Here is a 23397-nt window from a genome sequence, read left to right as displayed (position 1 = left end):
GGCCCGCCCCGTGGCCGATTCACCGACAACGCTAGCGGCGCAGCCCCGCCAGCAGTCGTCGCCGCAGCGGTGGCGCGGGCGCCTGGGCGGCGGCAGCCAGCATGTCGGCCACGGCGGTGAACTTGTCCCGCGGCCGGTCCTCACCGCCCCGCGCCATCTCGGCGGCGTCGATCGCCTTCCAGCCCGCCGCGTCCACCGCATCCGGCCGACGGCTGCGCACCAGCTTGTCCAGCGCTGCCGGCTTGGCCTGATCCTCCGCGGGATCGGCCAGCAGTCCGTCGTTGTAGTCGGCGACCAGGTTGTGGACCGTCTGCGCCGCGCACGACTTGTTGGTGCCGATGAACCCGGTCGGACCGCGCTTGATCCAGCCGGCGACATAACTGCCGCGCACCGGCTCGCCGGTCTGCGGATCGATCACCCGGCCACCGTCATTGGGCACGACCGCGGCCGCGTCATCGAACGGAAGGCCGCGAATCGGCTTGCCGCGGTAGCCGATCGACGTCAGCACCAAACCCGCGTCCAAGCGGCGGACCTCATCGGTGCCCGACACGGTGAACTCGATTCCTTCGGCGTGGTCGGCGCCGACGATCCGCTTGGGCGTCAGCTGATAGGACAGCCGGATCCGGGGGCGGGAGGCCTGTGATGACGCGTCACCGAGCCTGCTGAGGATCTCGAGCTTGTTGCGCGTCAACGGGTCCTCGACCGTGGCCAGATCGCGGAACACCAGGTCACGGTCGGCCGCGTCGAGCACCACCTCACAGGCCGACGTCAGTCCGATCAACTCCGGCAGCGTGAACGCCGAGTGCGCGGGCCCGCGGCGAGCCGCGATCACCACCTCCGTCACCCGGGATCGGCGCAGCGCCGCCAGCGCGTGGCTCGAGATGTCGGTCCGGGCCAACAGCTGCGGGTCGGTGGTCAGGATGCGCGCGACGTCGAGAGCCACGTTGCCGTTGCCTACGATGACGACCCGCTCATGGGAGAGATCGACCGCCGCATCGGCGAAGTCCGGGTGCCCGTTGATCCAGGCCACCGTCTCGGTGGCGGTGCCGGTGCCAGGCGTGCCCATGCCGTCGATGTCGAGGCGCTTGTCGTTGGGCGCTCCGACCGCGTAGAGCACGGCGTGGTGGTGGTTCAGCAGTTCGGCGTGCGTCACATCGGACCCGATGTCGACGTTGAGAAAGAACCGGAACCCCCGCTTTCCTGCGATCCTGTCGAACAGGGCCGTCACCCGCTTGGTGCTCTGATGGTCGGGCGCGACACCGGCCCGCACCAGCCCGTACGGCGTGGGCAGGCGGTCGAAGACGTTGACCCGCACGCCGTGCTGGGTGAGCAATTCGTCGGCGGCGTACATCGCGGCCGGACCCGAGCCGACGATCGCCACCGTCAGCGGGCCGCCGGGGCGTGGTTCGACGCGTGGCGCCTCGATGACCGGCGCCAGCCTGGAGGTCGGCGGCAGCTTGCCGTCGGGCTTCGGATAGAAGCCGGCGTTCAACTCGACGAACGGCAGCTGCTCGGGCCGGAGCCGGCTGTCGGGCGCGATCGCCCCGACCGGGCACGCCGAAACGCAGGCGCCGCAGTCCACACAGGCCGCGGGGTCGATGTAGAGCATTTCGGCGGTGGCGAAGCCCGGTTCGTCCGGTGACGGGTGGATGCAGTTGACCGGACAGGCGTAGACACAGGACCCGTCGCTGCAACACGATTGGGTGATCACATGGGGCACAGCGCCGCGTCTCCTACGCTGCGACGACGTGCTGTCGCGCGGGCTCGCCGCGGTAGCGGCTGGGCTCGCCGTCGATTCGGCACAGACGCCACATCAACCTCGCCGCGCGGTTCATCAGCCCGGTGTCATGGCAGAGCATGCGCACGTCGCCGAACATGTCGCGCAGCCACTGCCGCGATTCCGGCGAGCCGAAGAACAGCTCTTTCTTGACCGACTTGGGAATGTCGAACTCCTGCCAGAACGCCTTGGGCGGTACGACGATCGCCTTGCACAGCCGCCGCATCACCAACGGCACGTACAGCGACAGCCAGAACCGCTGCCACCGGGACAGGTGCGGCACGCGCTTGTGCAGATACTCGTGGGCGAACGAGATGTGCCGGGCCTCCTCGGCGACGTGGATCGCCATGACCCGCTCCATGATCGGGTGCAACGCCTTGCCTTCGCGCAGGATGTTCTTCTGCGTGTGGTCGATCGGTTCCTCTCCGGCGAGCACACCGAAGAAGAACGGGATCGGCAGCGGTCCGGCGACCAGCGGTATGAAGGGGGCCACCCAGCGCAGTGACCGCGGCATGCCCGGCACATCGGCGCCGATGCGGTTGACCATCTCCTGGAACATCAGGGTGTGGTTGCACTCCTCGACCGACTCGTGCAGGCAGTACCGGTACTCCGGTGAGCCGTTCGGCACCCAGAACGCATAGTTCGTCAGGCCGCGGATCAAGATGATCTCGAACTGCAGGCCGACCTTGGCGACGTTCGCCTGGCGCCACATGCCGATCTCGATCTGCTTGGCCAGCGGCTGCGCCTGATACCAGGGATGACGCCCCAGTGGATCGGTCGACGGCAGCACCCACCGCCGGTCGCCCCCAGTCACCGCGAACTCGGGGGAATCCCAGTCGATGTCGGTGTACGGATTGAAGTTTCGCCGCACCGACCCTTCGGACAGTGTGGCGAGTGTGTCGACGTAGTTGGCGTCGTCGCTGACGTCCATGTTGCGACGCCACCGCTTGACCATGCGCGTACGGGCCATTCGAAAGCCTCCCCTGTGAGGTTTACAAGTCCGTCGTTGTTGCCGAAGACGGTACCGCAGGTATCGCATACCGTGAATACCCGATACCTGGATGTGTCACACCGGCACTGATGCACGTTGGTGTGATGGCGATCACACCGCGCGTGCGGCTACTTCCGCCCGAACTCGCCCACCGCCGCGGCCCTGGCGCCGCTGCGAATCACCGCGACCCCCGCTTCGGTCATGTCGCAGTCGGTGATGATCGCGCGGTGGCCCGGACTGTTCATCCACCAGTTGACCGCCGCGGCCGGGACCGCACCCACACCGGCACTCCAGAAGATGATCTCGCCGATGTCGGCGTACCTCGCATAACCGGCATCGGTGATGCGCTGACCGACGGAGGAGCCGTCGGAGCCGACATGGCTGACCACACCGTTCGCCAGCATGTCGTTGGCCTGGCGCGCGGCAGCCGCCCTCAGCTGCGGATTCGCTGCGACGGGCAGGCAGCCGTTGGCCGTGCGCGTGGCATTGATCTGGTTCAGAAGTGCGCCGTCGTCAGCGCTGTCGGCGTGGGCCGGGGCCGCGAGCAGCGCCGCCGCTACCGCCGCCGCTGCGCAGACGCGTATCAGGATCCCATTTCTCCCGCGACCGTCCACGTGCCTTCCAATGGGCTCGAGCTGCAGTCCCCGACAGATCACAGTGTGGCCACAACGGGGTCTCTATAAGGGCCGTTTACCCACTTTCGGGCAGAGTTTGTGCCGACCCTCCCGCACGAATGGGGCGCACGACCGGTCACTACTCTTGCCGCATGGCCGACCTGACGATCCCCGCCGACCTCAAACCCCGCGACGGACGCTTCGGCTGCGGGCCGTCCAAGGTCCGCCAGGAACAGCTGACCGCGCTGGCCGGCGCGACCGATCTGTTCGGCACCTCGCACCGCCAGGCACCGGTGAAGAACCTGGTCGGACGGGTGCGCGACGGCCTTCGCGAGCTCTTCACGCTGCCCGATGACTACGAGGTGATCCTCGGCAACGGCGGTACCACCGCGTTCTGGGACGCTGCAGCATTCGGGCTGATCGACGAGCGGTCGCTGCACCTGAGCTTCGGCGAGTTCAGCGCGAAGTTCGCCTCCGCGGTGGCCAAGAATCCGTTCGTGGGCGATCCGGTCGTCATCAAGGCCGACGCGGGCAGCGCACCGCAACCTCAGTCCGATCCGTCGGTCGATCTGATCGGCTGGGCCCACAACGAGACGTCGACCGGGGTGGCCGTGCCCGTGCAACGGCCCGACGAAGCCGGGGACGCCCTTGTGGCCATCGATGCGACATCGGCCGCGGGCGGCCTGCCGGTCGACATCCGCGAAGCCGACGTCTACTACTTCGCGCCGCAGAAGAATTTCGCCAGCGACGGCGGCATCTGGTTGGCGATCATGTCGCCGGCCGCCCTTTCCCGCGTCGAGGCGATCGCCGGCTCGGGCCGCTGGGTGCCCGAGTTCCTGTCGCTGCCGATCGCGATCGACAACAGCCGCAAGAACCAGACCTACAACACGCCGGCCATCGGCACGCTGGTGCTGCTCGCCGAGCAGTTGGACTGGATGCTGGGCAACGGCGGCTTGGACTGGGCCGTCAAGCGCACCGCGGACTCGTCGCAACGGCTCTACGGCTGGGCCGACGCATCGGAGTTCGCAACGCCGTTCGTCACCGATCCGCAACTGCGCTCGCAGGTCGTGGGCACCGTCGACTTCTCCGACGACGTGGACGCCGCCGCGGTGGCCAAGACGCTGCGTGCCAACGGGATCGTCGACACCGAGCCGTACCGCAAGCTCGGCCGCAACCAGCTACGTATCGGCATGTTCCCCGCCATCGACCCGGACGACGTCAGCGCGCTCACCGCGTGCGTCGACTGGGTTGTCGAACACCTCTGAGGCCTGGCGTGTCCTACCAGGTTACGGGCACATAGCGCAGTAGTGTCCGAATGATCGGGCTGGGCACCAGCCCGGAGGAGGTCGACATGCGGGAACTCAAAGTCGTCGGACTCGATGTCGATGGCAAACGAATCATCTGCGAGGCCGACGGCTCCGGGGAGAAGTTCCTGCTGCGTCCCGACGACCGGTTGCGAGCTGCCGCGCGTGGCGAGAAGGTGAGCTCGAGCCCGACGCGAAGTGAGGCCGAGGTTCCTAACGTGTTGTCACCCAGAGAGATTCAGGCCAGGATCCGTTCGGGCGCATCCGTCGAGCAGGTCGCCGAGGCGGCCGGTGAAGACGTGTCGCGGGTCGAGAGGTTCGCCCATCCGGTGCTACTCGAGCGGTCTCGCGTCGCCGAGCTGGCAACCGCGGCGCATCCCGTGCTCGCCGACGGACCCGCCGTCTTGACGCTGCTGGAGACGGTGACGACGGCGCTCATCGCCCGCGGGCTCGACCCGGACGCGACCAACTGGGACGCGTGGCGCAACGAGGACGGCCGCTGGACCGTGCAGTTGGGGTGGACGGCGGGCCGGTCGGACCTGCAGGCGCACTTCCGCTACACGCCCGGTTCGCACGGCGGCACCGTGACGGCGTTCGACGACGGGGCCTGCGAGCTGATCGACCCCGGTTTCGTGCGTGCGCCCCGCCTGGTCGCCGCCCCGCCGCCTGCACCCCCACCCGAAGCGGAGGAGCCGACGCTGCCGATCGATCCGCCGATTCACGCACCGGAACGCGAGCCCGAGCCGGCACCCGCTCACAAGCAGCCGCGGGCCCGCAAGGGCAAGGCCAAGCCCGCCGTGCCGGCATGGGAGGACGTGCTGCTGGGCGTGCGCTCTGGCGGACACCGCTAGGGCGTCAGCCGCCGATTCCGACGGCGAGCAGCGTCAGCCAGGCGACGGCCACGCCGACACCGGTGCCCAGGACGAACCACCGCCACACCGGCAGCCTGCGCCATCCCCACACCGTCGGCGCCAACCCGCCGACCGCCACCAGGTTGAGCCCGATCGCCAGCAGTGGGTGCACCCGGATCAAGCCCAGGCTCAGTACCACCACGGCGGCGCCGACGACCGCAGCGACGAATGCCGCCACCGTCAACCCCATCGCCCACGGCGTCGAGTCGTCGGTCACCCGGCCAATCTAGCGTGCCGATCTCACCCGCTCGTAGAACGCCAGCGCCGCAGCAGTGGCGACGTTGAGTGAGTCCGTGCCGCGCGACATCGGGATGCGCACCCGCATGTCGGCGGCCCGCATCGCGCTCGCGGTCAGCCCCGGGCCTTCCGCGCCGACCAGGACTGCCACCTTGTCTCCCGCCACAGTCGACATCGCGTCGGCCAAGGTCCGCGCTATCGGGCCAGGCGTCATGGCGAGTAAACGGAATCCGTTGTCGCGCAGTGTGTTGAGATCAGCGGGCCATGCCTGCGCCCGTGCGTAGGGCACCAGCAGCGCGTGTCCCATCGACACCCGTACAGCACGCCGGTACAGCGGGTCGGCGCATCCGGTGCCGAACACCACCGCGTCGACGCCGAGGCCCGCGGCGTTGCGGAAGATCGAGCCGAGGTTCTCGTGGTCGTTGACGCCCTCGAGCACCGCGACGGTGCGGGCCCCATCGAGCACCTGCGGTACCGACAGCTCGACCGCGCGCGACGCCGAACCGAGCACGCCACGGTTGAGATGGAAGCCCACGACATCGGCCATCACCTCCGCCGACACGCGGTAGTACGGCGCGGCCACGCCCTCGAGGTCGGCGGCCAGTTCGGTGAGGCGCCGGTCGGTGCCCAGAAACGCCCGCGGGGTGAAGCGCGAGGCCAGCATCCGCTGCACCACGAGCACGCCCTCGGCGATCACCAGGCCCTTGCCCGTGGGCAGGTCCGGTCGGCGGTCGACGCTGTTGAGGTCGCGGAAATCGTCCAGGCGGGGGTCGGACGGGTCGTCGACGTCGAGGACTTCGCTCCGGACGGGGCTCACGCGCTTTCGTCGACCATGACCGTCATCAGGTCCGCGGCCGTCAGCAGCGTCTCGCGCTGGTCGGCGTCGAGGCGGGCCAGTCGCTTCATCAGCCACTCCTGGCTGGCGCGCCGCTCGGCCTCGATGAGGTCCAGACCCGCCGGGACGACCGAGACCAGCACCTGTCGCCCATCGCCAGGATGGGCAGCGCGCACCACCAGACCGAGCTCACACAGCGAAGCGATGATCCGCGTCATCGACGGCGGGCGCACCCGCTCGCGCACAGCTAACGCACCGAGGGTCATCGCACCTTCTTTGGCTAGCGCCGAGAGCGCTGACAGTTGTGACAGCGAAACCGGGGAATCCGGTCGACGAAAGCGTAATTGACGCGCAAGACGAATTACCGCCAGCGACAGATCGTTCGCCAACCGCCCATCTCCGTCCCTCACACAGCAAATAGTAACGAGCACCGAACGGCTGCGGACGGCAATGGGCTACGTTTCATAGCGATGACCCCGCAACCGCCGACGCTGCCCGCCATCCTGCTCAAACCGTGGCCGGTCATCGTGGCGATCACCCTGGCGTGGGTGGTCGCGACGATTCTGGCATTCACGGTCGCCTCGCTGCACGAGTGGCGACCGTACACCGTGGCCGGCCTGGGTGTCGGCGCGCTCGGCACGCTGATCTGGCTGGTACAGCTGCGCGCCGCGCGGCGAGGATCGCGCGGGGCGCAGAGCGGGCTCGACTGACCACGACGACAGGAGAAAACATGGCAGCACCGCTATTGCAGGCGCAGATCGATATCGACGCCCCGGTGGGCAAAGTGTGGCAATTGGTTTCGGATCTCAAACTCATGCCGCAATGGAGTCCGCAATGCCGGCTGATGAAGGCGTTCGGCCCGGTGCGAGCGGGCACCAAGACCATCAACCTGAACCGGCGGAAATTCTTGTTCTGGCCCACCACGAGTCAGATCACCGAGTTCATACCCGACAAGAAGCTCGCGTTCCGGGTCAACGAGAACGGGACGGTGTGGAGCTACGAACTGGAGCCCACCGAATCCGGCACCCGGCTGATCGAGACGCGTCACGCCGAAAACGGGGTCAAGCCCTTCTCCACCATGACGGTCAACGCCGTGCTGGGCGGGGTGCCCAGCTTCGAACAGGAACTGGTCGACGGCATGAACGCATCGCTGGCGCGGATCAAGGCCGCCGCCGAGCGCTAGTCCGCAGGCTCGGAGGACTCGGCGGGCTGGGCAGACTCGGTGAGATCCAGCACGCCATCGTCGTACGGGTCGTACAGCGGAGAGCCGCTGCCTGCCGGCTGCGGAGTGTCCGAATGTGCGCCACAACCGTATTCGGCGTCGACGACATGGCCGTCGGCGGAGAACTCGTTGGCGCACACGCCGAACATCGTGCCAAGCGATCCGGACAGCGGCAGATAGAAACCGCAGTCGCGGCACACCCGGCGGGTCGAGCGCGCCATCGCCGAGCCCGGCCCGAAGTCTCCGTCATGCCAGCGCTGTGCCGCGTCCGCGCGCCCGTGAGGCCCGAGCACCTGCCTGCGGCCGAACCCGACCTCAGCGGCCACGTCGTCGACGGCAGGATCGCCGGTGGCCATGTAGCCGGGCACCAGGCGCGGGTCTTCGGTGGGCGGGGCGAGCAGATCGCCGGGGCTCAGGTCACCGGGACGGACCCGCTCGTTCCACGGCACCCACTTGGGCGCCAGCAACGCGGTGGGACCGGGGACCAGCACGACCTCGCTGATGGTGGCATGGTCGGCGCCGGGCCAGGCCGCGACCACGACGGCCCACTGCCAGCCGCGGTAGCCGGGCATGTCGGCGAGGAAACGGTGGGTGGCCGCGGTCGGGTCGTCGAAGCTGGCACCGAGGTACTCGCCCACCGTGTCGACGCCGCTGTACTCGACGATCGCCGCGCGCGCGTCGTCGGCGGCACCCAGAAGCACCGCCTCCAGGTCGGGGCGCTCGGGCGAGTCGGCTCCGTGCTCGGCGGATTCGGTCACGCTGTCCATCGCCATCAATACTGCCTGACCGGCCTACCCGGTAGCCACACCGGTTGGCTACACGCCCGCACCCCTGCGATGGTGGAGAATCGACCACGTGACCGGACCGCGGCGTGACAATCGCGACCCCACGGCGCGCCGCGACCCCCGTTACTACCCTCCCCGTCCGCCCGCCGACGACGCCTGGGACAACCACCGCGATGCCGAGCATCCGGGGATGGCGAACTACCCCAGCGACGGCAGCTACCGTCGGCCCCGGCGCAGCGGACCCACGTCCAGCGCCAACCGCTGGCTGCCTCCCCTGGACGATCCCGCCCGAGAGTTCCAGTCGAACCCGCCGCCGCGCACCGTCGGCGGTGCGGCCGGCGACAGGGTGACCGTCACCCGGGCGGCCGCGCAGCGCAGCCGCGAGATGGGCTCGCGGATGTACGGCCTGGTGCACCGGGCCGCCACCGCCGACGGCGCCGACAAGTCCGGGCTGACCGCGCTCACCTGGCCGGTGGTGGCGAACTTCGCCGTCGACGCCGCGATGGCCGTCGCCTTGGCCAACACCTTGTTCTTCGCCGCCGCCTCCGGGGAGAGCAAGGGCAAGGTGGCGCTGTACCTGCTGATCACCATCGCGCCGTTCGCGGTCATCGCGCCGTTGATCGGCCCGGCGCTGGACCGCCTGCAACACGGCCGCCGTGTGGCGCTGGCCGCGTCGTTCGGACTGCGCACGGTGTTGGTGGTGGTGCTGATCGCCAACTACGACAGCGCGACGGGCAGCTACCCGTCGTGGGTGCTCTACCCCTGCGCGCTCGGCATGATGGTGCTGTCCAAGTCGTTCTCGGTGTTGCGCAGCGCGGTGACACCGCGGGTACTGCCGCCGTCCATCGACCTGGTGCGGGTGAACTCGCGGTTGACGACGTTCGGGCTGCTGGGCGGGACCCTGGTGGGCGGCGCCGTCGCCGCCGGTGCGGAGTACCTGTTCAATGTGTTCGGCATGCCCGGGGCGCTGTACGTGATCGTCGCGGTCAGCATCGCAGGCGCGGTCTTGGCGATGCGGATCCCAAAGTGGGTCGAGGTGACCGCGGGTGAGGTGCCTGCCACGCTGAGCTATCACGGCCGCACCGGTGAGCTACGCCGCGGTCTCGAACAGCAGCCCACCAAAGATGCGCGACAACCGCTGGGCCGCAACACCATCACCGCGCTCTGGGGCAATTGCACCATCAAGGTGATGGTCGGGTTTCTGTTCCTGTATCCGGCTTTCGTGGCGAAGTCGCACGACGCCAGCGGTTGGGAACAGCTGCGCATCCTAGGCGTGATCGGTGCCGCGGCGGCGATCGGCAACTTCGCCGGCAACTTCACCGGCGCCCGCCTCAAGCTCGGCCATCCGGCACAGGTGGTAGTGCGCTGCACGGTCGTCGTCACCGCCGCCGCCCTGGCCGCCGCATTGACCGGAAACCTCATGACGGCGGCGATCGCCACGCTGCTCACGTCCGGCGCCAGCGCGATCGGCAAGGCCTCGCTGGACGCCTCGCTGCAAGACGATCTGCCCGAGGAATCGCGCGCGTCGGCGTTCGGCCGTTCGGAGTCGTTGCTGCAACTGGCCTGGGTCGCAGGCGGGGCCGTCGGCGTGCTGATCTACACCGAACTGTGGGTCGGGTTCACCGGCATCACCGCGGTGCTGATCCTGGGTCTGGCGCAGACGGTCGTGAGCTATCGCGGCGAGTCGCTGATCCCCGGCTTCGGCGGTAACCGGCCCGTGCTGGCCGAGCAGGAGGGTGGACGGTCCGACACCGCGGCGGTGGCGCCGGAGTGAAACGCATGCTCGCCGTGCTGGCGGCTGTCGTCGTTCTCGCATCGGTCGGCACCGGTGTGCTGATCTGGCGGCTCAGCGGTGACGACACGCTGAAATACCCCGAAATCAGCGCGTATTCGGCGGGGGAGACGGTCCGGGTGGGACCGTACCGCTACTGCGAAGTGCTCAACCCGACCAAGTGCGTGGTTTTCGAGGAGCAGGGCGAGTTGGCGGTCACCGAGCGCGACGCGGTCCAGTTGTCGGTGCCGCCGCAGATCGCCAAGGCGCCGTGGGTCTTGTTGCGCCAGTACGAGGACTCCGACATCGTCGAGGAGTTCCGGCCCGACAACAAGCTCGCGGTGACCATACCCACCGTCGATCCCCGGCTCGGCAAGCTCAACGGCCTGGCGGTGCTGCTGCCGACCCTGGTTCGTATCGACGGGGAAGAGGTGCCTGCGCCGCACGCGGAGTGGTCGGTCCGGACCGTGTGGTCCTAGTCGCGGGCTCAGGCCACGCCGTGCCCGTCGGGTACCCGCTCACCCTCGGGCGTCGGGCCCGGCGGGGTGCCGTCGCCGAATGGTCTGCCGCCCAACGCTTCCCGACCGTGCGGCGTCATCCAGTTGGACAGCTCCGGCCCCTTGGGCACCACCCGCGTCGGGTTGATGTCGGTGTGCACGATGTAGTAGTGCTGCTTGATCTGCACGAAGTCGATGGTGTCGCCGAAGCCCGGTGTCTGGAACAGGTCGCGGGCATAGGCCCACAACACCGGCATCTCGGCCAATTTGGCGCGATTGCACTTGAAGTGCCCGTGATAGACGGGGTCGAAGCGGGCGAGCGTGGTGAACAGTCGCACGTCGGCCTCGGTGATGGTGTCACCGACGAGGTAGCGCCGGCTCTCCAGGCGCTCCGCCAGCCAGTCCAGCGCGGTGAACAACCGGTCGTAGGCCCTCTCGTAGGCGCGCTGCGACCCGGCGAAGCCACACCGGTACACGCCGTTGTTGATCTCGGTGTAGACCCGCTGGGCCACCTCGTCGATCTCGTCGCGCAACCTCTCCGGATACAGGTCGGGCGCCCCGTCGCGGTGGTGCTGCGTCCACTCGGTGGAGAAGTCGAGTGTGATCTGCGGGTAGTCGTTGGTGACGACCTCACCGGTCGGCACCTCGACGACGGCGGGGACGGTGATGCCCTTGTCGTAGTCGGGGAACCTCTTGAGATAGGCGTCCTTGAGCCGTGGGATCTTCAGGACCGGATCGACGCCGCCGGGATCGAGGTCGAATGTCCAGCTGTCCTCGTCGTGGGTCGGTCCGCAAAAGCCAATGGACAGAACGTCTTCCAAGCCGAGCAGGCGGCGGACGATGATGGTGCGGTTGGCCCACGGGCAGGCCCGCGCCACGACGAGCCGGTAGCGGCCGGGTTCGACGGGATAGCCGTCGCGGCCGTCGGCCGTGATCCGGGTTTCGATGTAGGCGGTGTCGCGGTTGAACTCGCCGTGCGACGTGGTGGGGTCGGCGACATATGCCATGCCTTCAATTCTTCCCCGCCGAAACTGAAGTTATGCGCTAAGTCCTGCGGAAATATCGATCACGAGCTCAGTCTCGGGGATCCTCGGCCCGCTGCGGCGCGTCCAATCATCGTGGACGTCCCGCGGGGCGAGCAGGTGTTGCCCGTTCAGAAGGCGTACGCCGCCTGGCTGTGGTCGCGACGACGGGCAACCATCGTCGGCATATCGGCAGCAGCCCTGCATGGGTCGAAGTGGATCGATGTGCGATTGCCGGCTGAGCTGAACCAACCCAGTCAACACAAGACCAGGGGCATCGTGCTGCACAACGACAGGCTCGCCGAAAACGAGGTCGGCAGGCACGATGGCATCCCGGTCACGACGCCTGCGCGCACGACGTCGAGGCTTTGATCGACTGCCATCGCGGTACGCGGGGCGTCGTGCAACTGCGCGAAGTGCTCAACCTTGCCGACGCCGGCGCCGCCGCTACGGCGAACACGTGGGCCGCATCGACATGGGTTACTTGCGATACCGGGTCGGCGTCGAGTACGACGGTGAGCAGCACTGGACGAATCCAGCCATTCGGGGCCCGCGACATCGACCGGCAGGCCCGACTCGAAGCGCTCGGTTGGCGCATCTGCCGGAGCGCCGGCCTGACCGCGACCGCCGAAACTGAAGTTATGCACGAATTTTCGAAGAATCATCGAGCAGAAGTTCAGTTTCGGCGGGAGGGGCCTTACGCGTCGAGCTCGCGGGCGACCGCGCGCACCACTTCGGAAACTCGCCGCGCGGCCTTGCGGTCCGGATAGCGACCCTTGCGCAGCTCGGGCTGCACCGCGCTCTCCAGCAGCGTGATCATGTCCTCGATCATCCCGTGCAGTTCGTCGGGCGAGTGCTTGCGTTCGGCGGCGGCCGCTTCCCGACGGGTCCGCGACAGGCTCGGCGGCGGGTCGAGCACCTTCAGGCTCAGCGCCTGAGGCCCCCGGCGCCCTGCCGCGACGCCGAACTCGACGCGCTGGCCGGCCTTGAGCGTCTCGACACCCGAGGGCAGCGCCGAGGACCGGACGTAGACGTCCTCGCCGTCCTCCTGCGACAGAAAGCCGAAGCCCTTCTCGGCGTCGTACCACTTCACCCGGCCGGTCGGCACTGGTCTCACCCGCTCGTCTTGTACCTACATTAAGAAAGCGCCCCGAATGCGCCGGGACGCGTGTGGACCGATCCTACTCGGACCACCGCCTCGCCAGCACCCCCTTATCGGTAGGCTGAAACCCACCGCTGGAGGAGAAGAAGCGCCCGATTATGCGATTGATCCTGAACGTCATCTGGTTGATCTTCGGCGGCCTGTGGCTGGCGCTGGGCTACCTGCTGGCAGCGCTGCTGTGCTTCATCCTCATCATCACGATCCCGTTCGGGTTCGCCGCGCTGCGCATCGCGGTGTTCGCGCTGTGGCCGTTCGGGCGCACCGTCGTCGACAGACCCGGACCGCAACCGTTCGCACTGGTCGGCAACGTCATCTGGGTGATCGTCGCGGGGGTCTGGCTCGCGATCGGCCACATCGTCACCGCCGCCGCGATGGCGATCACGATCATCGGCATCCCGCTCGCGCTGGCCAACCTCAAGCTGATCCCGGTGTCGCTGATGCCGCTGGGCAAGGACATCGTGCCGGTGGACTCGGTACCCAATCCCGAGCGGGCGTTCACGTGACGGTCGTCGGCCTGGGAGTGCCGTCGGTCGGACCGGCCACCCCCGCCCCGGCCGACGGTCCGCTCGTCGACACGTTCGGCCGGGTCGCCACCGATCTGCGGGTGTCGCTGACCGACCGCTGCAACCTGCGCTGCACGTACTGCATGCCTGCCGACGGGCTGGACTGGCTGAGCAGCGACCGACTGTTACGGCCCGACGAGCTCACCCGGCTGTTGCGCATCGCCGTGACGAGGCTCGGCATCACCAGCGTGCGCTTCACCGGCGGCGAACCATTGGTGGCCAGGCATCTCGAGGACGTCATCGAGGCGACGGCGACCCTGCGCCCCCGCCCGGAGATCACCTTGACCACGAACGGCATCGGGCTCGACCGGCGCGCCGCCAAGCTCAAGGCTGCGGGTCTGGACCGCATCAACGTCTCGCTCGACACCGTCGACCCGCAGCGTTTCGTCGCGATCACCCGTCGCGACCGGCTCTCAGATGTGCTCGCCGGCCTGCGCGCCGCCAAGACCGCGGGCCTGGACCCGGTGAAGGTCAACGCGGTGCTCGATCCGGTCACCGGGCTCGACGATGCGGTCGCCCTGCTGCACTTCTGCCTCGAGCACGGCTATCAGCTGCGGATCATCGAGCAGATGCCACTTGACGCCGACCATCAGTGGCAGCGCGGCCGGGCGATCAGCGCCGCGGCCATCCTGACGACGCTGCGTCAGCACTTCGACCTCACCCCCGACGCCGCTCCCCGGGGTTCGGCGCCCGCGGAGTTGTGGCGGGTCGACGGCGGGCCGGCCAAGGTCGGCGTCATCGCCTCGGTCTCGCAGGCGTTCTGCGCGGCGTGCGACCGTACCCGTCTAACCGCCGACGGTCAGGTGCGCAACTGCCTGTTCGCCCAGCGGGAGACCGATCTGCGCCACCTCATGCGTGACGGCGCCGACGACGCCGCCCTAGAAGCCGCTTGGCGCGCCGCGATGTGGGCCAAGGCGGCGGGCCACGGCATCAACGATCCCGACTTCGTGCAACCCAGCCGGCCGATGAGCGCGATCGGCGGTTGAGGGTGACGACCACAACGACCGTGCAGGTGACCGTTCGTTACTTCGCAGCCGCGCGGGCCGCGGCCGGTAACGATGAGGAGACGATCCGGCTACAGCCGGCCACGACGCTCGCCGAACTCGTCGCGAGCCTGAGCGCACGCGGCGAGAATCTCGCGAAAGTCTTGTTGCGCTGCTCTTTTCTGTGCAACGGCGTCGCGGTGCGCGATGACACGATGGTGTTGAGCGACGCTCAGACGGTCGACGTTCTTCCCCCGTTCGCGGGTGGATAGTCGTGATTTGCGTCACATAACGGAATGATCACAGCCTGGCTACGACGCGATAGCGCACGGGCGGGTCCTGCGGAAACACCGAAAACTGCTGGGCATTTAGAGGTTCTTTAAGATTTGCCGGGCCCTGAAACGCCGTTACCGGCAAAAGATGACGGGGCCATGGAGAGCCGATACGGTTCTGACCCAAGCCGTTCGACGACTCAGCGTTCGGCCCGCCGTCACCAACCGCGCCGAGCTCCATCCGTTGGTGAACGGAACAACGACGAACAACTTGGATGGAGGCGGGGGACCCACCGGTCCGCCGAGCAGCAGCGGACCAGGAGCCGTTCCGGTTCCTTGGGGTGAAGCCGACGTCGGACGACGCGGCCGGGCGACCTCTCAAGCCCGAACCCGACAGCTGACCTCGTGGGCGCCGACGAGAGGAAACTGGCGTACCTATGAGTGGACGGCACCGCAAGCCCACTACATCCGCTGTAAACGTCGCGAAAGTCGCCTTCACCGGCGCAGTCCTGGGAACCGGCGGCCTGACCCTGGCCGGACACGCCGGCGCCGCCACCGACGGTGAATGGGATCAAGTCGCCAAGTGCGAGTCGGGTGGCAATTGGGCCATCAACACCGGCAACGGTTATCAGGGCGGCCTGCAGTTCGCGCCAAGCACCTGGAAGGGCCACGGCGGCGGCGAGTACGCCCCCGCCGCGCACCTGGCCACCAAGGAAGAGCAGATCGCCGTCGCCGAGCGCGTGCTCGCCAGCCAGGGCAAGGGCGCCTGGCCGTCGTGCGGTGGCCCGCTGTCGGCCTCGACGCCGCGCAATGTCGTCGACGACGCCGTGGAAGCCGTCCAGAACGTCGTGCCGCCACCACCTGCGCCGGTCAACCCGTTGGTGCCTCCCCCGCCCCCGCCGCCCGCGCCGTTCGATGCGCTGGCCGCCCCGGTGCCGCCGCCACCCGCGCCGGTCGACCCACTCGCCCCGCCGCCTCCGCCGGCCCCGCTCCCGTCGACGCACTGGCCGCGCCGGTGCCCGTCGCCCCGCCTCCGCCTCCGCCTCCGGCGCCACTGCCTCCCCGCCGCCGCCCGCACCGGTCGACGCGCTGGCCGCCCCGTGCCACCGCCACCGGCGCCGGTCGACCCGCCACCCGCTCCCCCGATCGACGCGCAACCGGTCACCCACTGGGACGTCGCTGAGGCTGCGCCCGCACCCGGTGACCAGCCTCAGCTGTGGGCTCTGCCCGTCGACGCACCGCTTCAGCCCGCGCCGCCGCTCCCGCCGGGTCCCCAGGCACCGCCGGCTCCCCCGGCACCGCCCGCGCCCGGGGCTCCCGCACCGGCTGTCGACGCGCTGGCCGCGCCGGCTCCCGGGTCCGACGCCACTCCGCATCTGGTCAGCCCGCAGAACCTGCCGCCGGGAACGACCGTCGACCGCGCTGCGGTCGCCGGTGAGAGCCCGAACGTCTCCTACCTCAAGGAGATCTGGCACGCGATCCAGACGCAGGACATCACCGGCAAGGACGCGCTGCTGGCGCTCACCCAGCGGCCGCTGACCACTCCGGACGCTCCGGGTGGGCAGGCGCCGATCCTTCCGGGCGAGCCGGCTCCTGCGCCCGCTCCGCCGCCTCCGGGCGCACCGCTACCGCCGGCACCGGCGCTGTAGCACCGAGCGCCGACGGCTACCCCGGTTCAGGCGGAGTTCACCCACTCCTCGGAGCCGTCGGCGAAGAACTGGTGCTTCCACACCGGAAGCCGCTCCTTGACCACGTCGACCAGGCGCGCGCACGTCTCGAAGGCCGCCGCGCGATGATCGGCGGCGACGGCGGCGACCAGGGCGGCATCACCGATGCGCAGATCTCCGACCCGATGGCTGACCGCGATCGCCCGGACGCCGTGCGCTTCGGCGGCCACCTCGGCGACGACGTCGGCCAAGGTCTGGGCTGCCGAGGGATGCGCCGAATACTCGAGGCGCACGACGTCTCGACCTCCGTCGTGATTCCGCACCACCCCGGCGAAGCTCACCACCGCCCCCGCGGCTGCGTCGGCGACCATCGCCTCGTGCTCGCCCGCCTCGATCGTCTGCTCGCTCAGATCGGCGCGCAGTACGACGGCGGTCATCGAGGGTGGTCCTTCCCGCCGAGTTGGTCGAGCGCGTGGTCGAGCACGCCGGCCAGCACGCCCAGGCCGTCCCGGACGCCGCCCGGGGACCCCGGCAGGTTCACGATCAGCGTGCGACCCTTGACCCCACACACACCCCGGGAGAGCACCGACGTCGGCACCTTGTCCTCGCCGGCGCGACGGATCGCGTCGGCCAGTCCCGGAATCTGGTAGTCGACGATCCCGGCGGTGGCCTCCGCGGTGCGGTCGGTCGGCGAGATGCCAGTGCCGCCGGAGGTGATGACCACATCGACGCCGTCGGCCACCGCGGCCGCGATCGCGTCGGCGACGTCGGTGCCGTCGGACACCACCACCGGCGCGGAAGCGTCGATGCCGCGGCCGCCGAGCCAGTCGACGATGACCGGCCCGGTGCGGTCCTCGTAGACGCCTGCGGCGGCACGCGTGGAGGCGACGATGACGCGGCCCGATGTCACGGTCGGGTCCAGGTTCCGGTTTTGCCGCCCTCTTTGCGCAGCACCCCGATGCCGTCGATGCGCGCGGCCGGGTCGACGGCCTTGATCATGTCGTAGAGCGTCAGCGCCGCCACGCTCACCGCCGTCAGCGCCTCCATCTCGACACCGGTGCGGTCGGTGCTGCGCACGGTGGCGGTGACGGTGACCACTCCTGGCCGGCTGGCATCGCCGATGTCGAAGTCGACGTCGACACCGGTGAGCGCCAACTGGTGGCACAGCGGGATCAGGTCGCTGGTGCGCTTGGCGGCGAGGATCCCCGCCACGCGCGCGGTGGCCAGCGCGTCGCCCTTGGGCAGGCCGCCCGATGCGATCAGCGCGACGACCTCGGCGGTGGTGTGCAGTGCGCCCGCGGCGACGGCCGTGCGCTTGGTGACGTCCTTGGCGGTCACGTCGACCATGTGCGCCGCGCCGGACTCGTCGACATGCGACAGCCGGGACCCGGCCGAGCCGGGCGATCGCGCCGAGCGCTCGGTCACGCTACTTGTTGACGACCGTCACCGGATGCACGTACGGCAGGTCGCTCGAGGGCAGCGGGAAGGCGAGCTCACCGAACGGCGACAACGCGCCGGTGCGGTCGGCGGCCAGCTCGCTGACCGGATGGTCGTCATCGCCGTCGCTCGCCGGCCAGCCCGGGTCGACGTATCGTTTTTTCCCTTTGTTGTCTGCCACGCCTCACATTGTGGCAAATGGTTCGGCGGGAGGTGACACGCCGTGCTGCTTTACGCTGGTCAGCGATGACCCAGAACACTCCAGGGGCCCCGCTCGGCGCCTGGTTGGCCGAGCTTCCCGACGAGCGGCTCATCCGGCTGCTGGGGTTGCGGCCCGACCTGACGCAGCCACCGCCGGGCACCATCGCCGCGCTCGCAGCCCGCGCGCAGGCGCGCCAGTCGGTCAAGGCGGCCACCGACGACCTGGACTACCTGCGGATGGCGATCCTGGACGCGCTGCTGGTGTTGCACGCCGACGCCGCCGCTGTCCCACTCACCAAGCTCGTGGAGCTGATCGGTGGTCGCGCGCCCGAGGAAGCGATCACCGCGGCGGTCGACGATCTGCGCGAGCGCGCCCTGGTCTGGGGTGACACCACGGTGCGGGTCGCCGCGGAGGTCCCGGCCGGCCTGCCCTGGTATCCGGGCCAGGCCACCGTGGAGACGGTCGAGGACAGCGCTGACGACATCGCCGCTCGGTTGGAGAGCCTCGACGACGCGCAGGCCGATCTGCTGCAGAAGCTGCTGGAGGGCTCGCCGGTCGGCCGTACCAGGGACGCCGCCCCCGGCACGCCTTCCGACCGGCCGGTTCAGCGCCTGCTCGCCGCCCGTCTGTTGCGTCAGGTCGACGACGAGACGGTGATCCTGCCCCGGCTCGTCGGTCAGGTGCTGCGCGGTGAGCTGGTCGGCCCGACGCAGTGGACCGAGCCGGACCCGGTGGTGTCCACAACGACCGCTGCTGACGCCGACGCGGTCGCCGCCGGGGCGGCGCTCGACCTGCTGCGCGAGGTCGAGTTGGTGCTGGAGACGCTCGGCGCCGCACCGGTGCCCGAGCTGCGCAGCGGCGGGCTGGGCGTCCGCGATGTCAAGCGACTGACCAAGACCACCGGGATCGACGAACGCCGGCTGGGCCTGATCGTGGAGGTCTGCGCCGCCGCGGGGCTCATCTCGGCAGGCATGCCCGAACCGGAGCCTGCCGACGGGTCGGGACCGTACTGGGCGCCGACGGTGTCGGCCGATCGCTTCGTCGAGTCGCCGGCCGCGGTGAAATGGCAGCTGCTGGCCTCGACCTGGCTGGACCTGCACGGCAGACCGAGCCTGATCGGCACCCGCGGCCCTGACGGCAAACCGTATGCGGCGCTGTCGGATTCGCTGTTCTCGACCGCGGCCCCGCTGGACCGCCGGTTGCTGCTGGGCGTCCTCGGCGGGTTGCCGCCCGGTGCAGGCACGGACGCGACGGCGGCGTCGCACGCGATGATCTGGCGCCGGCCGCGCTGGGCGATTCGACTGCAGCCGGAGCCGGTGGGTGACCTGCTGACCGAGGCGCACGCCGTCGGACTGGTGGGCCGCGGGGCACTGGCCACCCCGGCTCGCGCGCTGCTGGCCGGGGAAACGCCCGACGCCGTCGCCAAGGCGATGGACAAGGTGCTGCCCACACCGATCGACCACTTCCTGGTCCAGGCCGACCTGACGGTCATCGTGCCCGGGCCGCTGCAGCGCGACCTCGCCGAGCAGTTGGCCGCGGTCGCCACCGTCGAGTCGGCGGGCGCGGCGATGGTGTACCGCATCAGTGAGGCGTCGATCCGGCGCGCGCTCGACACCGGCCGCACCGCAGGCGAGCTGCACGCGATGTTCGACCGTCACTCCAGAACCCCTGTGCCGCAGGGGTTGACGTACCTCATTGACGACGTGGCCCGCAGACACGGCCAACTGCGGGTCGGGATGGCGGCGTCGTTCGTGCGGTGCGAGGACACGGCGCTGCTCGCCCAGGCCGTCTCCTCGCCCGCGGCCGAACCGCTGGACATGCGGTTGCTCGCGCCGACCGTCGCGGTCTCCCAGGCGCCCATCTCCGATGTGCTGGCCGCGCTGCGGCAGGCCGGCCTCGCACCGGCGGCCGAGGACTCGACGGGCACGATCGTCGACATCCGGGCCCGCGGCGCGCGGGTGCCCACACCCCCGGGGCGCCGTCGCGCATTCCGGCCGGCACCGGTGCCGACCCACCAGACCCTCAGCGCGATCGTCGCGGTGCTGCGCAAGGTGGCGGCCGCGCCGTCGGGCAGCATGCGCCTGGACCCCGCGGTGGCGATCTCGCAGTTGCACGCAGCCGCTCACCGGCAGGCGTCGGTGGTGATCGGCTACGTCGACCCGGCCGGGGTGGCCACCCAGCGGGTGGTGGCGCCGATCAACATCCGGGGTGGTCAGCTGACCGCCTACGACCCGGCTTCAGGCCGGGTGCGCGACTTCGCGATCCACCGGATCACCTCGGTGGTCAGCGCCGACGAGGACTGACGCCGACTCAACGCGACCCGGGGTCCGCCGGTTCTGGATAATGGACAAAATGACCGACGGCCCCCTGATCGTGCAGTCCGACAAGACGGTGCTGCTCGAAGTCGACCACGAGCAGGCGGGCGCCGCGCGCGCCGCAATCGCCCCGTTCGCCGAACTCGAGCGCGCCCCCGAGCACATCCACACCTACCGCATCACCCCGCTGGCGCTGTGGAACGCCCGCGCAGCCGGCCACGACGCCGAGCAGGTGGTCGACGCGTTGGTGACGTTCTCGCGTTACGCGGTGCCACAGCCGCTGCTCGTCGACATCGTCGACACCATGGGGCGCTACGGCCGTCTGCAACTGATCAAACACCCCGCACACGGGCTGACGCTGGTGAGCCTCGACCGGGCAGTACTCGAAGAGGTGCTGCGCAACAAGAAGATCGCACCGATGCTGGGCGCGCGCATCGACGACGACACCGTCGTCGTCCACAACAGCGAGCGCGGCCGCGTCAAGCAGATGCTGCTCAAGATCGGCTGGCCCGCCGAGGACCTGGCCGGCTATGTCGACGGCGAGAAGCACCCGATCAGCCTGGCGCAGAACGGCTGGCATCTGCGCGACTACCAGGAGATGGCCACCGACTCGTTCTGGCAGGGCGGATCGGGTGTCGTCGTGCTGCCGTGCGGCGCAGGCAAGACGCTCGTCGGCGCGGCGGCGATGGCCAAGGCGTCGGCCACCACGCTGATCCTGGTGACCAACACCGTCGCGGGCAGGCAGTGGAAGCGCGAGCTGATCAACCGGACGTCGTTGACCGAAGACGAGATCGGCGAGTACTCGGGCGAGCGCAAGGAGATCCGTCCGGTCACCATCGCCACGTATCAGGTGATCACCCGGCGCACCAAGGGGGAATACCGCCACCTCGAATTGTTCGACAGCCGCGACTGGGGCCTGATCATCTACGACGAGGTGCACCTGTTGCCCGCCCCGGTGTTCCGGATGACCGCCGACCTTCAGTCGCGCCGCCGGCTCGGGTTGACCGCGACGCTGATCCGCGAGGACGGCCGGGAGGGTGACGTGTTCTCGTTGATCGGACCCAAGCGCTACGACGCGCCGTGGAAGGACATCGAGGCGCAGGGCTGGATCGCACCGGCCGAGTGCGTCGAGGTGCGGGTGACGATGACCGACAACGAGCGGATGCTCTATGCCACCGCCGAACCCGACGAGCGCTACAAGCTGTGCTCGACGGTGCACACCAAACTCGCGGTGGTGAAGTCGATATTGGAGAAGCACAAGGGGGAGCAGACGCTGGTGATCGGCGCCTACCTCGACCAGCTCGACGAGCTGGGACGCGAACTCGACGCCCCGGTCATCCAGGGATCGACGAAAACCGCCGAGCGCGAGGCGCTGTTCGACCAGTTCCGCCGTGGCGAGATCGCCACCCTGGTGGTGTCCAAGGTCGCCAACTTCTCCATCGATCTGCCGGAAGCCGCGGTGGCAGTGCAGGTTTCGGGAACGTTCGGGTCCCGCCAGGAAGAGGCTCAGCGGCTCGGCCGGTTGCTGCGACCGAAAGCCGACGGCGGCGGCGCGATGTTCTACTCGGTGGTCTCGCGCGACAGCCTGGACGCCGAGTACGCCGCGCACCGGCAGCGATTCCTCGCCGAGCAGGGCTACGGCTACATCATCAAGGACGCCGACGACCTGCTGGGGCCCACGATCTAGACGTGCGGGCCGACGGGATTCGACACCGTCAGCAGGACCGCCGAGTCCTCGATCGCCTCGAGGGAGTGGCGGGCTTTCGGCACGACGAGGTGGTCTCCCGCCGAGCCCTCCCAGTGGTTGTTCTGTTCGGTCAACCGCACCCTGCCGTGCAGTACCTGCAGGGTGGCCTCGCCGTTGGTGTCGTGCTCGTCGAGCCCGCTGCCGGACTTCAGGGCGATCAGCGTCTGGCGCAGCGAGTGCTCATGGCCGCCGTAGACGGTGTGCGCACTGCGGCCGCTGCTCGCGCCGCGCGCCGTTTCGAGCTGTTCGCGCACAAGCGCGGTCAGTGAGGTCTTGTTCATGGAGTCCTTCCCGGACGATCGAGGCTGTTCGATTCGCGGTGTGACAGCTCCAACCATCCTCGCACTCGGCCGACCCGGCAAGGTCGGCGTGTCGCCGGCACGACTTCGCCGCTGCGCACGCGCCCGCGGGCGTGAGGCGCTAGCCTCTTTGCTCATGACCGGACACCGCCGCCGTCGCGCCAACTCATCAGCGATGGGCGCCAAGCTCGCTATGGCAGGCGTCGCGGTCGGCCTGGGGGCCCTGCTGCCCGCGGGCGTGGCCGGCGCCCAACCCGGCGTTGCGCCGTTGCCGCCCGCACCCGGAGCGCCAGGCGCACCGGCGCCCCCGCCCGGTCAGCCGTATGCCGTCGAGGTGGACGAGGCGGCGCCGCCACCGGCACCGCCACCCATCGGTCCGCCGCCGGTACCCGAGGTGCGAAACGCCCAGTACGGGCAGGGCTCGAGTCCGGGGCCGCTGGGTTTCCTGCGCGACGCCTGGCATCAGGCTCAGGACCCCTACGGGTTCGCCTCGATGCCGCCGGACCAGATGCCCGTCGGAGCGGCACCGCCCCCGGGCGCCGGTCCGGCGCCGCAGCTACCGCCCGGATACACCTCGCTGACCGCCCCGGAGTCGAACGGCCCGCCGGTCGCGCCCCAAACGGAGCAGGGACCGCCACTGCCGCCGGGCTACTACCCGCTGGACGGTCCGCCTCCGCCCGGCTACTTCGACGCGCCGCCACCAGCGCCGCCGCCCGCTCCCGGACCGCCACCGGTGATCTACGCGCGCCCGACGCCGTAGCCGGCCGCCAGCCACCCGCGAGCG

At 69.6% G+C, this 23397-nt stretch carries 28 protein-coding genes and 1 riboswitch; of the genes, 14 read left to right on the top strand and 14 right to left on the bottom strand.

What is annotated here, in order from left to right; genetic code table 11:
• Positions 1-31: 31 nt before the first annotated feature.
• From K3G64_RS12940 to K3G64_RS12930, 3 genes are all read right to left on the bottom strand, one after another.
• Positions 32-1720, bottom strand: a complete 1689-nt coding sequence (locus tag K3G64_RS12940) for an FAD-dependent oxidoreductase (RefSeq protein ID WP_238950283.1) — start codon at positions 1718-1720, stop codon at positions 32-34.
• Positions 1721-1733: 13 nt separating this feature from the next.
• The gene (locus K3G64_RS12935) at positions 1734-2747 is read right to left on the bottom strand and encodes an AurF N-oxygenase family protein (RefSeq protein WP_238950282.1); all 1014 of its coding nucleotides are present in this window, start codon (positions 2745-2747) and stop codon (positions 1734-1736) included.
• A 149-nt stretch (positions 2748-2896) separates the two neighbouring features.
• On the bottom strand, positions 2897-3382 hold the full coding sequence (locus K3G64_RS12930) for a CAP domain-containing protein (protein WP_238950281.1): 486 nt from the start codon (positions 3380-3382) through the stop codon (positions 2897-2899).
• A 152-nt stretch (positions 3383-3534) separates the two neighbouring features.
• Between K3G64_RS12930 and serC the strand changes: the two genes are divergently transcribed.
• Positions 3535-4647 carry a phosphoserine transaminase gene (gene serC, locus K3G64_RS12925; protein ID WP_238950280.1) on the top strand — a complete coding sequence of 371 codons (1113 nt, stop codon included), beginning with the start codon at positions 3535-3537 and terminating at the stop codon, positions 4645-4647.
• An 86-nt stretch (positions 4648-4733) separates the two neighbouring features.
• Positions 4734-5537, top strand: coding sequence for a septation protein SepH (gene sepH, locus K3G64_RS12920; protein ID WP_238950632.1), 804 nt, complete (start codon positions 4734-4736; stop codon positions 5535-5537).
• A gap of 4 nt (positions 5538-5541) precedes the next feature.
• Here sepH and K3G64_RS12915 read toward each other — a convergent pair whose 3' ends face one another.
• Genes K3G64_RS12915 through K3G64_RS12905 form a run of 3 tightly spaced genes read right to left on the bottom strand, consistent with a single transcriptional unit; the run spans position 5542 to position 7079 of the window.
• Complete coding sequence (locus tag K3G64_RS12915) at positions 5542-5814, bottom strand: DUF2537 domain-containing protein (protein WP_238950279.1); 273 nt, start codon at positions 5812-5814, stop codon at positions 5542-5544.
• Between the two features lie 9 nt (positions 5815-5823).
• Complete coding sequence (locus K3G64_RS12910) at positions 5824-6651, bottom strand: TrmH family RNA methyltransferase (protein WP_238950278.1); 828 nt, start codon at positions 6649-6651, stop codon at positions 5824-5826.
• Positions 6648-7079, bottom strand: coding sequence for a MarR family winged helix-turn-helix transcriptional regulator (locus K3G64_RS12905; RefSeq protein ID WP_238950277.1), 432 nt, complete (start codon positions 7077-7079; stop codon positions 6648-6650). The genes K3G64_RS12910 and K3G64_RS12905 overlap by 4 nt, the downstream gene beginning before the upstream one ends.
• A gap of 60 nt (positions 7080-7139) precedes the next feature.
• Between K3G64_RS12905 and K3G64_RS12900 the strand changes: the two genes are divergently transcribed.
• Together K3G64_RS12900 and K3G64_RS12895 are read left to right on the top strand one after the other, a co-directional pair.
• Positions 7140-7379: a DUF2530 domain-containing protein gene (locus K3G64_RS12900; RefSeq protein ID WP_238950275.1), complete on the top strand. Its 240-nt coding sequence runs from the start codon at positions 7140-7142 to the stop codon at positions 7377-7379.
• 20 nt (positions 7380-7399) lie between these two features.
• Positions 7400-7852 (top strand): SRPBCC family protein, encoded by a 453-nt coding sequence (locus tag K3G64_RS12895; protein WP_238950273.1) that lies wholly within the window; start codon positions 7400-7402, stop codon positions 7850-7852.
• On the opposite strand, the gene K3G64_RS12890 is transcribed toward K3G64_RS12895, so the two are convergent.
• Positions 7849-8658: a DUF3027 domain-containing protein gene (locus tag K3G64_RS12890; RefSeq protein ID WP_238950631.1), complete on the bottom strand. Its 810-nt coding sequence runs from the start codon at positions 8656-8658 to the stop codon at positions 7849-7851. The genes K3G64_RS12895 and K3G64_RS12890 overlap by 4 nt on opposite strands.
• A gap of 208 nt (positions 8659-8866) precedes the next feature.
• Here K3G64_RS12890 and K3G64_RS12885 point away from each other — a divergent pair, with 208 nt between their 5' ends.
• Together K3G64_RS12885 and K3G64_RS12880 are read left to right on the top strand one after the other, a co-directional pair.
• Positions 8867-10450: an MFS transporter gene (locus K3G64_RS12885; RefSeq protein ID WP_238950630.1), complete on the top strand. Its 1584-nt coding sequence runs from the start codon at positions 8867-8869 to the stop codon at positions 10448-10450.
• The gene (locus tag K3G64_RS12880; protein ID WP_238950271.1) at positions 10447-10926 is read left to right on the top strand and encodes a DUF2771 domain-containing protein; all 480 of its coding nucleotides are present in this window, start codon (positions 10447-10449) and stop codon (positions 10924-10926) included. Before K3G64_RS12885 ends, K3G64_RS12880 begins: the two co-directional genes overlap by 4 nt.
• 8 nt (positions 10927-10934) lie before the next feature.
• Here the strand turns inward: K3G64_RS12880 and K3G64_RS12875 are convergent, their stop codons facing one another.
• Positions 10935-11951 carry a glutathione S-transferase family protein gene (locus tag K3G64_RS12875; RefSeq protein WP_238950269.1) on the bottom strand — a complete coding sequence of 339 codons (1017 nt, stop codon included), beginning with the start codon at positions 11949-11951 and terminating at the stop codon, positions 10935-10937.
• 111 nt (positions 11952-12062) lie between these two features.
• On the opposite strand from K3G64_RS12875, the gene K3G64_RS12870 reads away from it, so the two are divergent.
• Positions 12063-12338, top strand: a complete 276-nt coding sequence (locus K3G64_RS12870) for a hypothetical protein (RefSeq protein WP_238950267.1) — start codon at positions 12063-12065, stop codon at positions 12336-12338.
• 325 nt (positions 12339-12663) lie between these two features.
• On the opposite strand, the gene K3G64_RS12865 is transcribed toward K3G64_RS12870, so the two are convergent.
• Positions 12664-13074 (bottom strand): cold-shock protein, encoded by a 411-nt coding sequence (locus K3G64_RS12865; protein ID WP_238950629.1) that lies wholly within the window; start codon positions 13072-13074, stop codon positions 12664-12666.
• A 152-nt stretch (positions 13075-13226) separates the two neighbouring features.
• On the opposite strand from K3G64_RS12865, the gene K3G64_RS12860 reads away from it, so the two are divergent.
• The 4 genes from K3G64_RS12860 (at position 13227) to K3G64_RS12845 (ending at position 16595) form a co-directional block, all read left to right on the top strand.
• Positions 13227-13631 (top strand): YccF domain-containing protein, encoded by a 405-nt coding sequence (locus tag K3G64_RS12860; protein WP_238950265.1) that lies wholly within the window; start codon positions 13227-13229, stop codon positions 13629-13631.
• Positions 13628-14677 carry a GTP 3',8-cyclase MoaA gene (gene moaA, locus K3G64_RS12855; protein WP_238950263.1) on the top strand — a complete coding sequence of 350 codons (1050 nt, stop codon included), beginning with the start codon at positions 13628-13630 and terminating at the stop codon, positions 14675-14677. Before K3G64_RS12860 ends, moaA begins: the two co-directional genes overlap by 4 nt.
• 2 nt (positions 14678-14679) lie before the next feature.
• Positions 14680-14946 (top strand): MoaD/ThiS family protein, encoded by a 267-nt coding sequence (locus tag K3G64_RS12850; protein WP_238950261.1) that lies wholly within the window; start codon positions 14680-14682, stop codon positions 14944-14946.
• A 250-nt stretch (positions 14947-15196) separates the two neighbouring features.
• Positions 15197-15373: riboswitch (cyclic di-AMP (ydaO/yuaA leader) on the top strand.
• Positions 15374-15383: 10 nt separating this feature from the next.
• Complete coding sequence (locus K3G64_RS12845) at positions 15384-16595, top strand: transglycosylase family protein (RefSeq protein ID WP_238950259.1); 1212 nt, start codon at positions 15384-15386, stop codon at positions 16593-16595.
• A 26-nt stretch (positions 16596-16621) separates the two neighbouring features.
• On the opposite strand, the gene K3G64_RS12840 is transcribed toward K3G64_RS12845, so the two are convergent.
• The 4 genes from K3G64_RS12840 to K3G64_RS12825 form a co-directional block, all read right to left on the bottom strand.
• On the bottom strand, positions 16622-17050 hold the full coding sequence (locus K3G64_RS12840; RefSeq protein ID WP_238950258.1) for a molybdenum cofactor biosynthesis protein MoaE: 429 nt from the start codon (positions 17048-17050) through the stop codon (positions 16622-16624).
• Positions 17047-17523 (bottom strand): MogA/MoaB family molybdenum cofactor biosynthesis protein, encoded by a 477-nt coding sequence (locus tag K3G64_RS12835; protein ID WP_238950257.1) that lies wholly within the window; start codon positions 17521-17523, stop codon positions 17047-17049. The genes K3G64_RS12840 and K3G64_RS12835 overlap by 4 nt, the downstream gene beginning before the upstream one ends.
• Positions 17520-17960: a cyclic pyranopterin monophosphate synthase MoaC gene (moaC, locus tag K3G64_RS12830; RefSeq protein ID WP_238950628.1), complete on the bottom strand. Its 441-nt coding sequence runs from the start codon at positions 17958-17960 to the stop codon at positions 17520-17522. Before moaC ends, K3G64_RS12835 begins: the two co-directional genes overlap by 4 nt.
• Before the next feature lie 79 nt (positions 17961-18039).
• Complete coding sequence (locus K3G64_RS12825; RefSeq protein WP_238950256.1) at positions 18040-18231, bottom strand: hypothetical protein; 192 nt, start codon at positions 18229-18231, stop codon at positions 18040-18042.
• 65 nt (positions 18232-18296) lie between these two features.
• Here K3G64_RS12825 and K3G64_RS12820 point away from each other — a divergent pair, with 65 nt between their 5' ends.
• Positions 18297-20555, top strand: coding sequence for a helicase-associated domain-containing protein (locus tag K3G64_RS12820; RefSeq protein ID WP_238950255.1), 2259 nt, complete (start codon positions 18297-18299; stop codon positions 20553-20555).
• Positions 20556-20604: 49 nt separating this feature from the next.
• Positions 20605-22254: a DNA repair helicase XPB gene (locus tag K3G64_RS12815; RefSeq protein WP_238950254.1), complete on the top strand. Its 1650-nt coding sequence runs from the start codon at positions 20605-20607 to the stop codon at positions 22252-22254.
• Here the strand turns inward: K3G64_RS12815 and K3G64_RS12810 are convergent.
• The gene (locus tag K3G64_RS12810) at positions 22251-22595 is read right to left on the bottom strand and encodes a cupin domain-containing protein (RefSeq protein ID WP_238950253.1); all 345 of its coding nucleotides are present in this window, start codon (positions 22593-22595) and stop codon (positions 22251-22253) included. The two genes, K3G64_RS12815 and K3G64_RS12810, sit on opposite strands and share 4 nt — an antisense overlap.
• A gap of 154 nt (positions 22596-22749) precedes the next feature.
• Here K3G64_RS12810 and K3G64_RS12805 point away from each other — a divergent pair, with 154 nt between their 5' ends.
• Positions 22750-23373 (top strand): hypothetical protein, encoded by a 624-nt coding sequence (locus K3G64_RS12805; RefSeq protein WP_238950252.1) that lies wholly within the window; start codon positions 22750-22752, stop codon positions 23371-23373.
• Positions 23374-23397 lie beyond the last annotated feature (24 nt).

Source organism: Mycobacterium sp. IDR2000157661, from assembly GCF_022317005.1.
Lineage (GTDB): Bacteria > Actinomycetota > Actinomycetes > Mycobacteriales > Mycobacteriaceae > Mycobacterium.
Note: the sequence above shows the minus strand (reverse complement) of the source record. Positions and strands in the feature narration are given on the sequence as shown.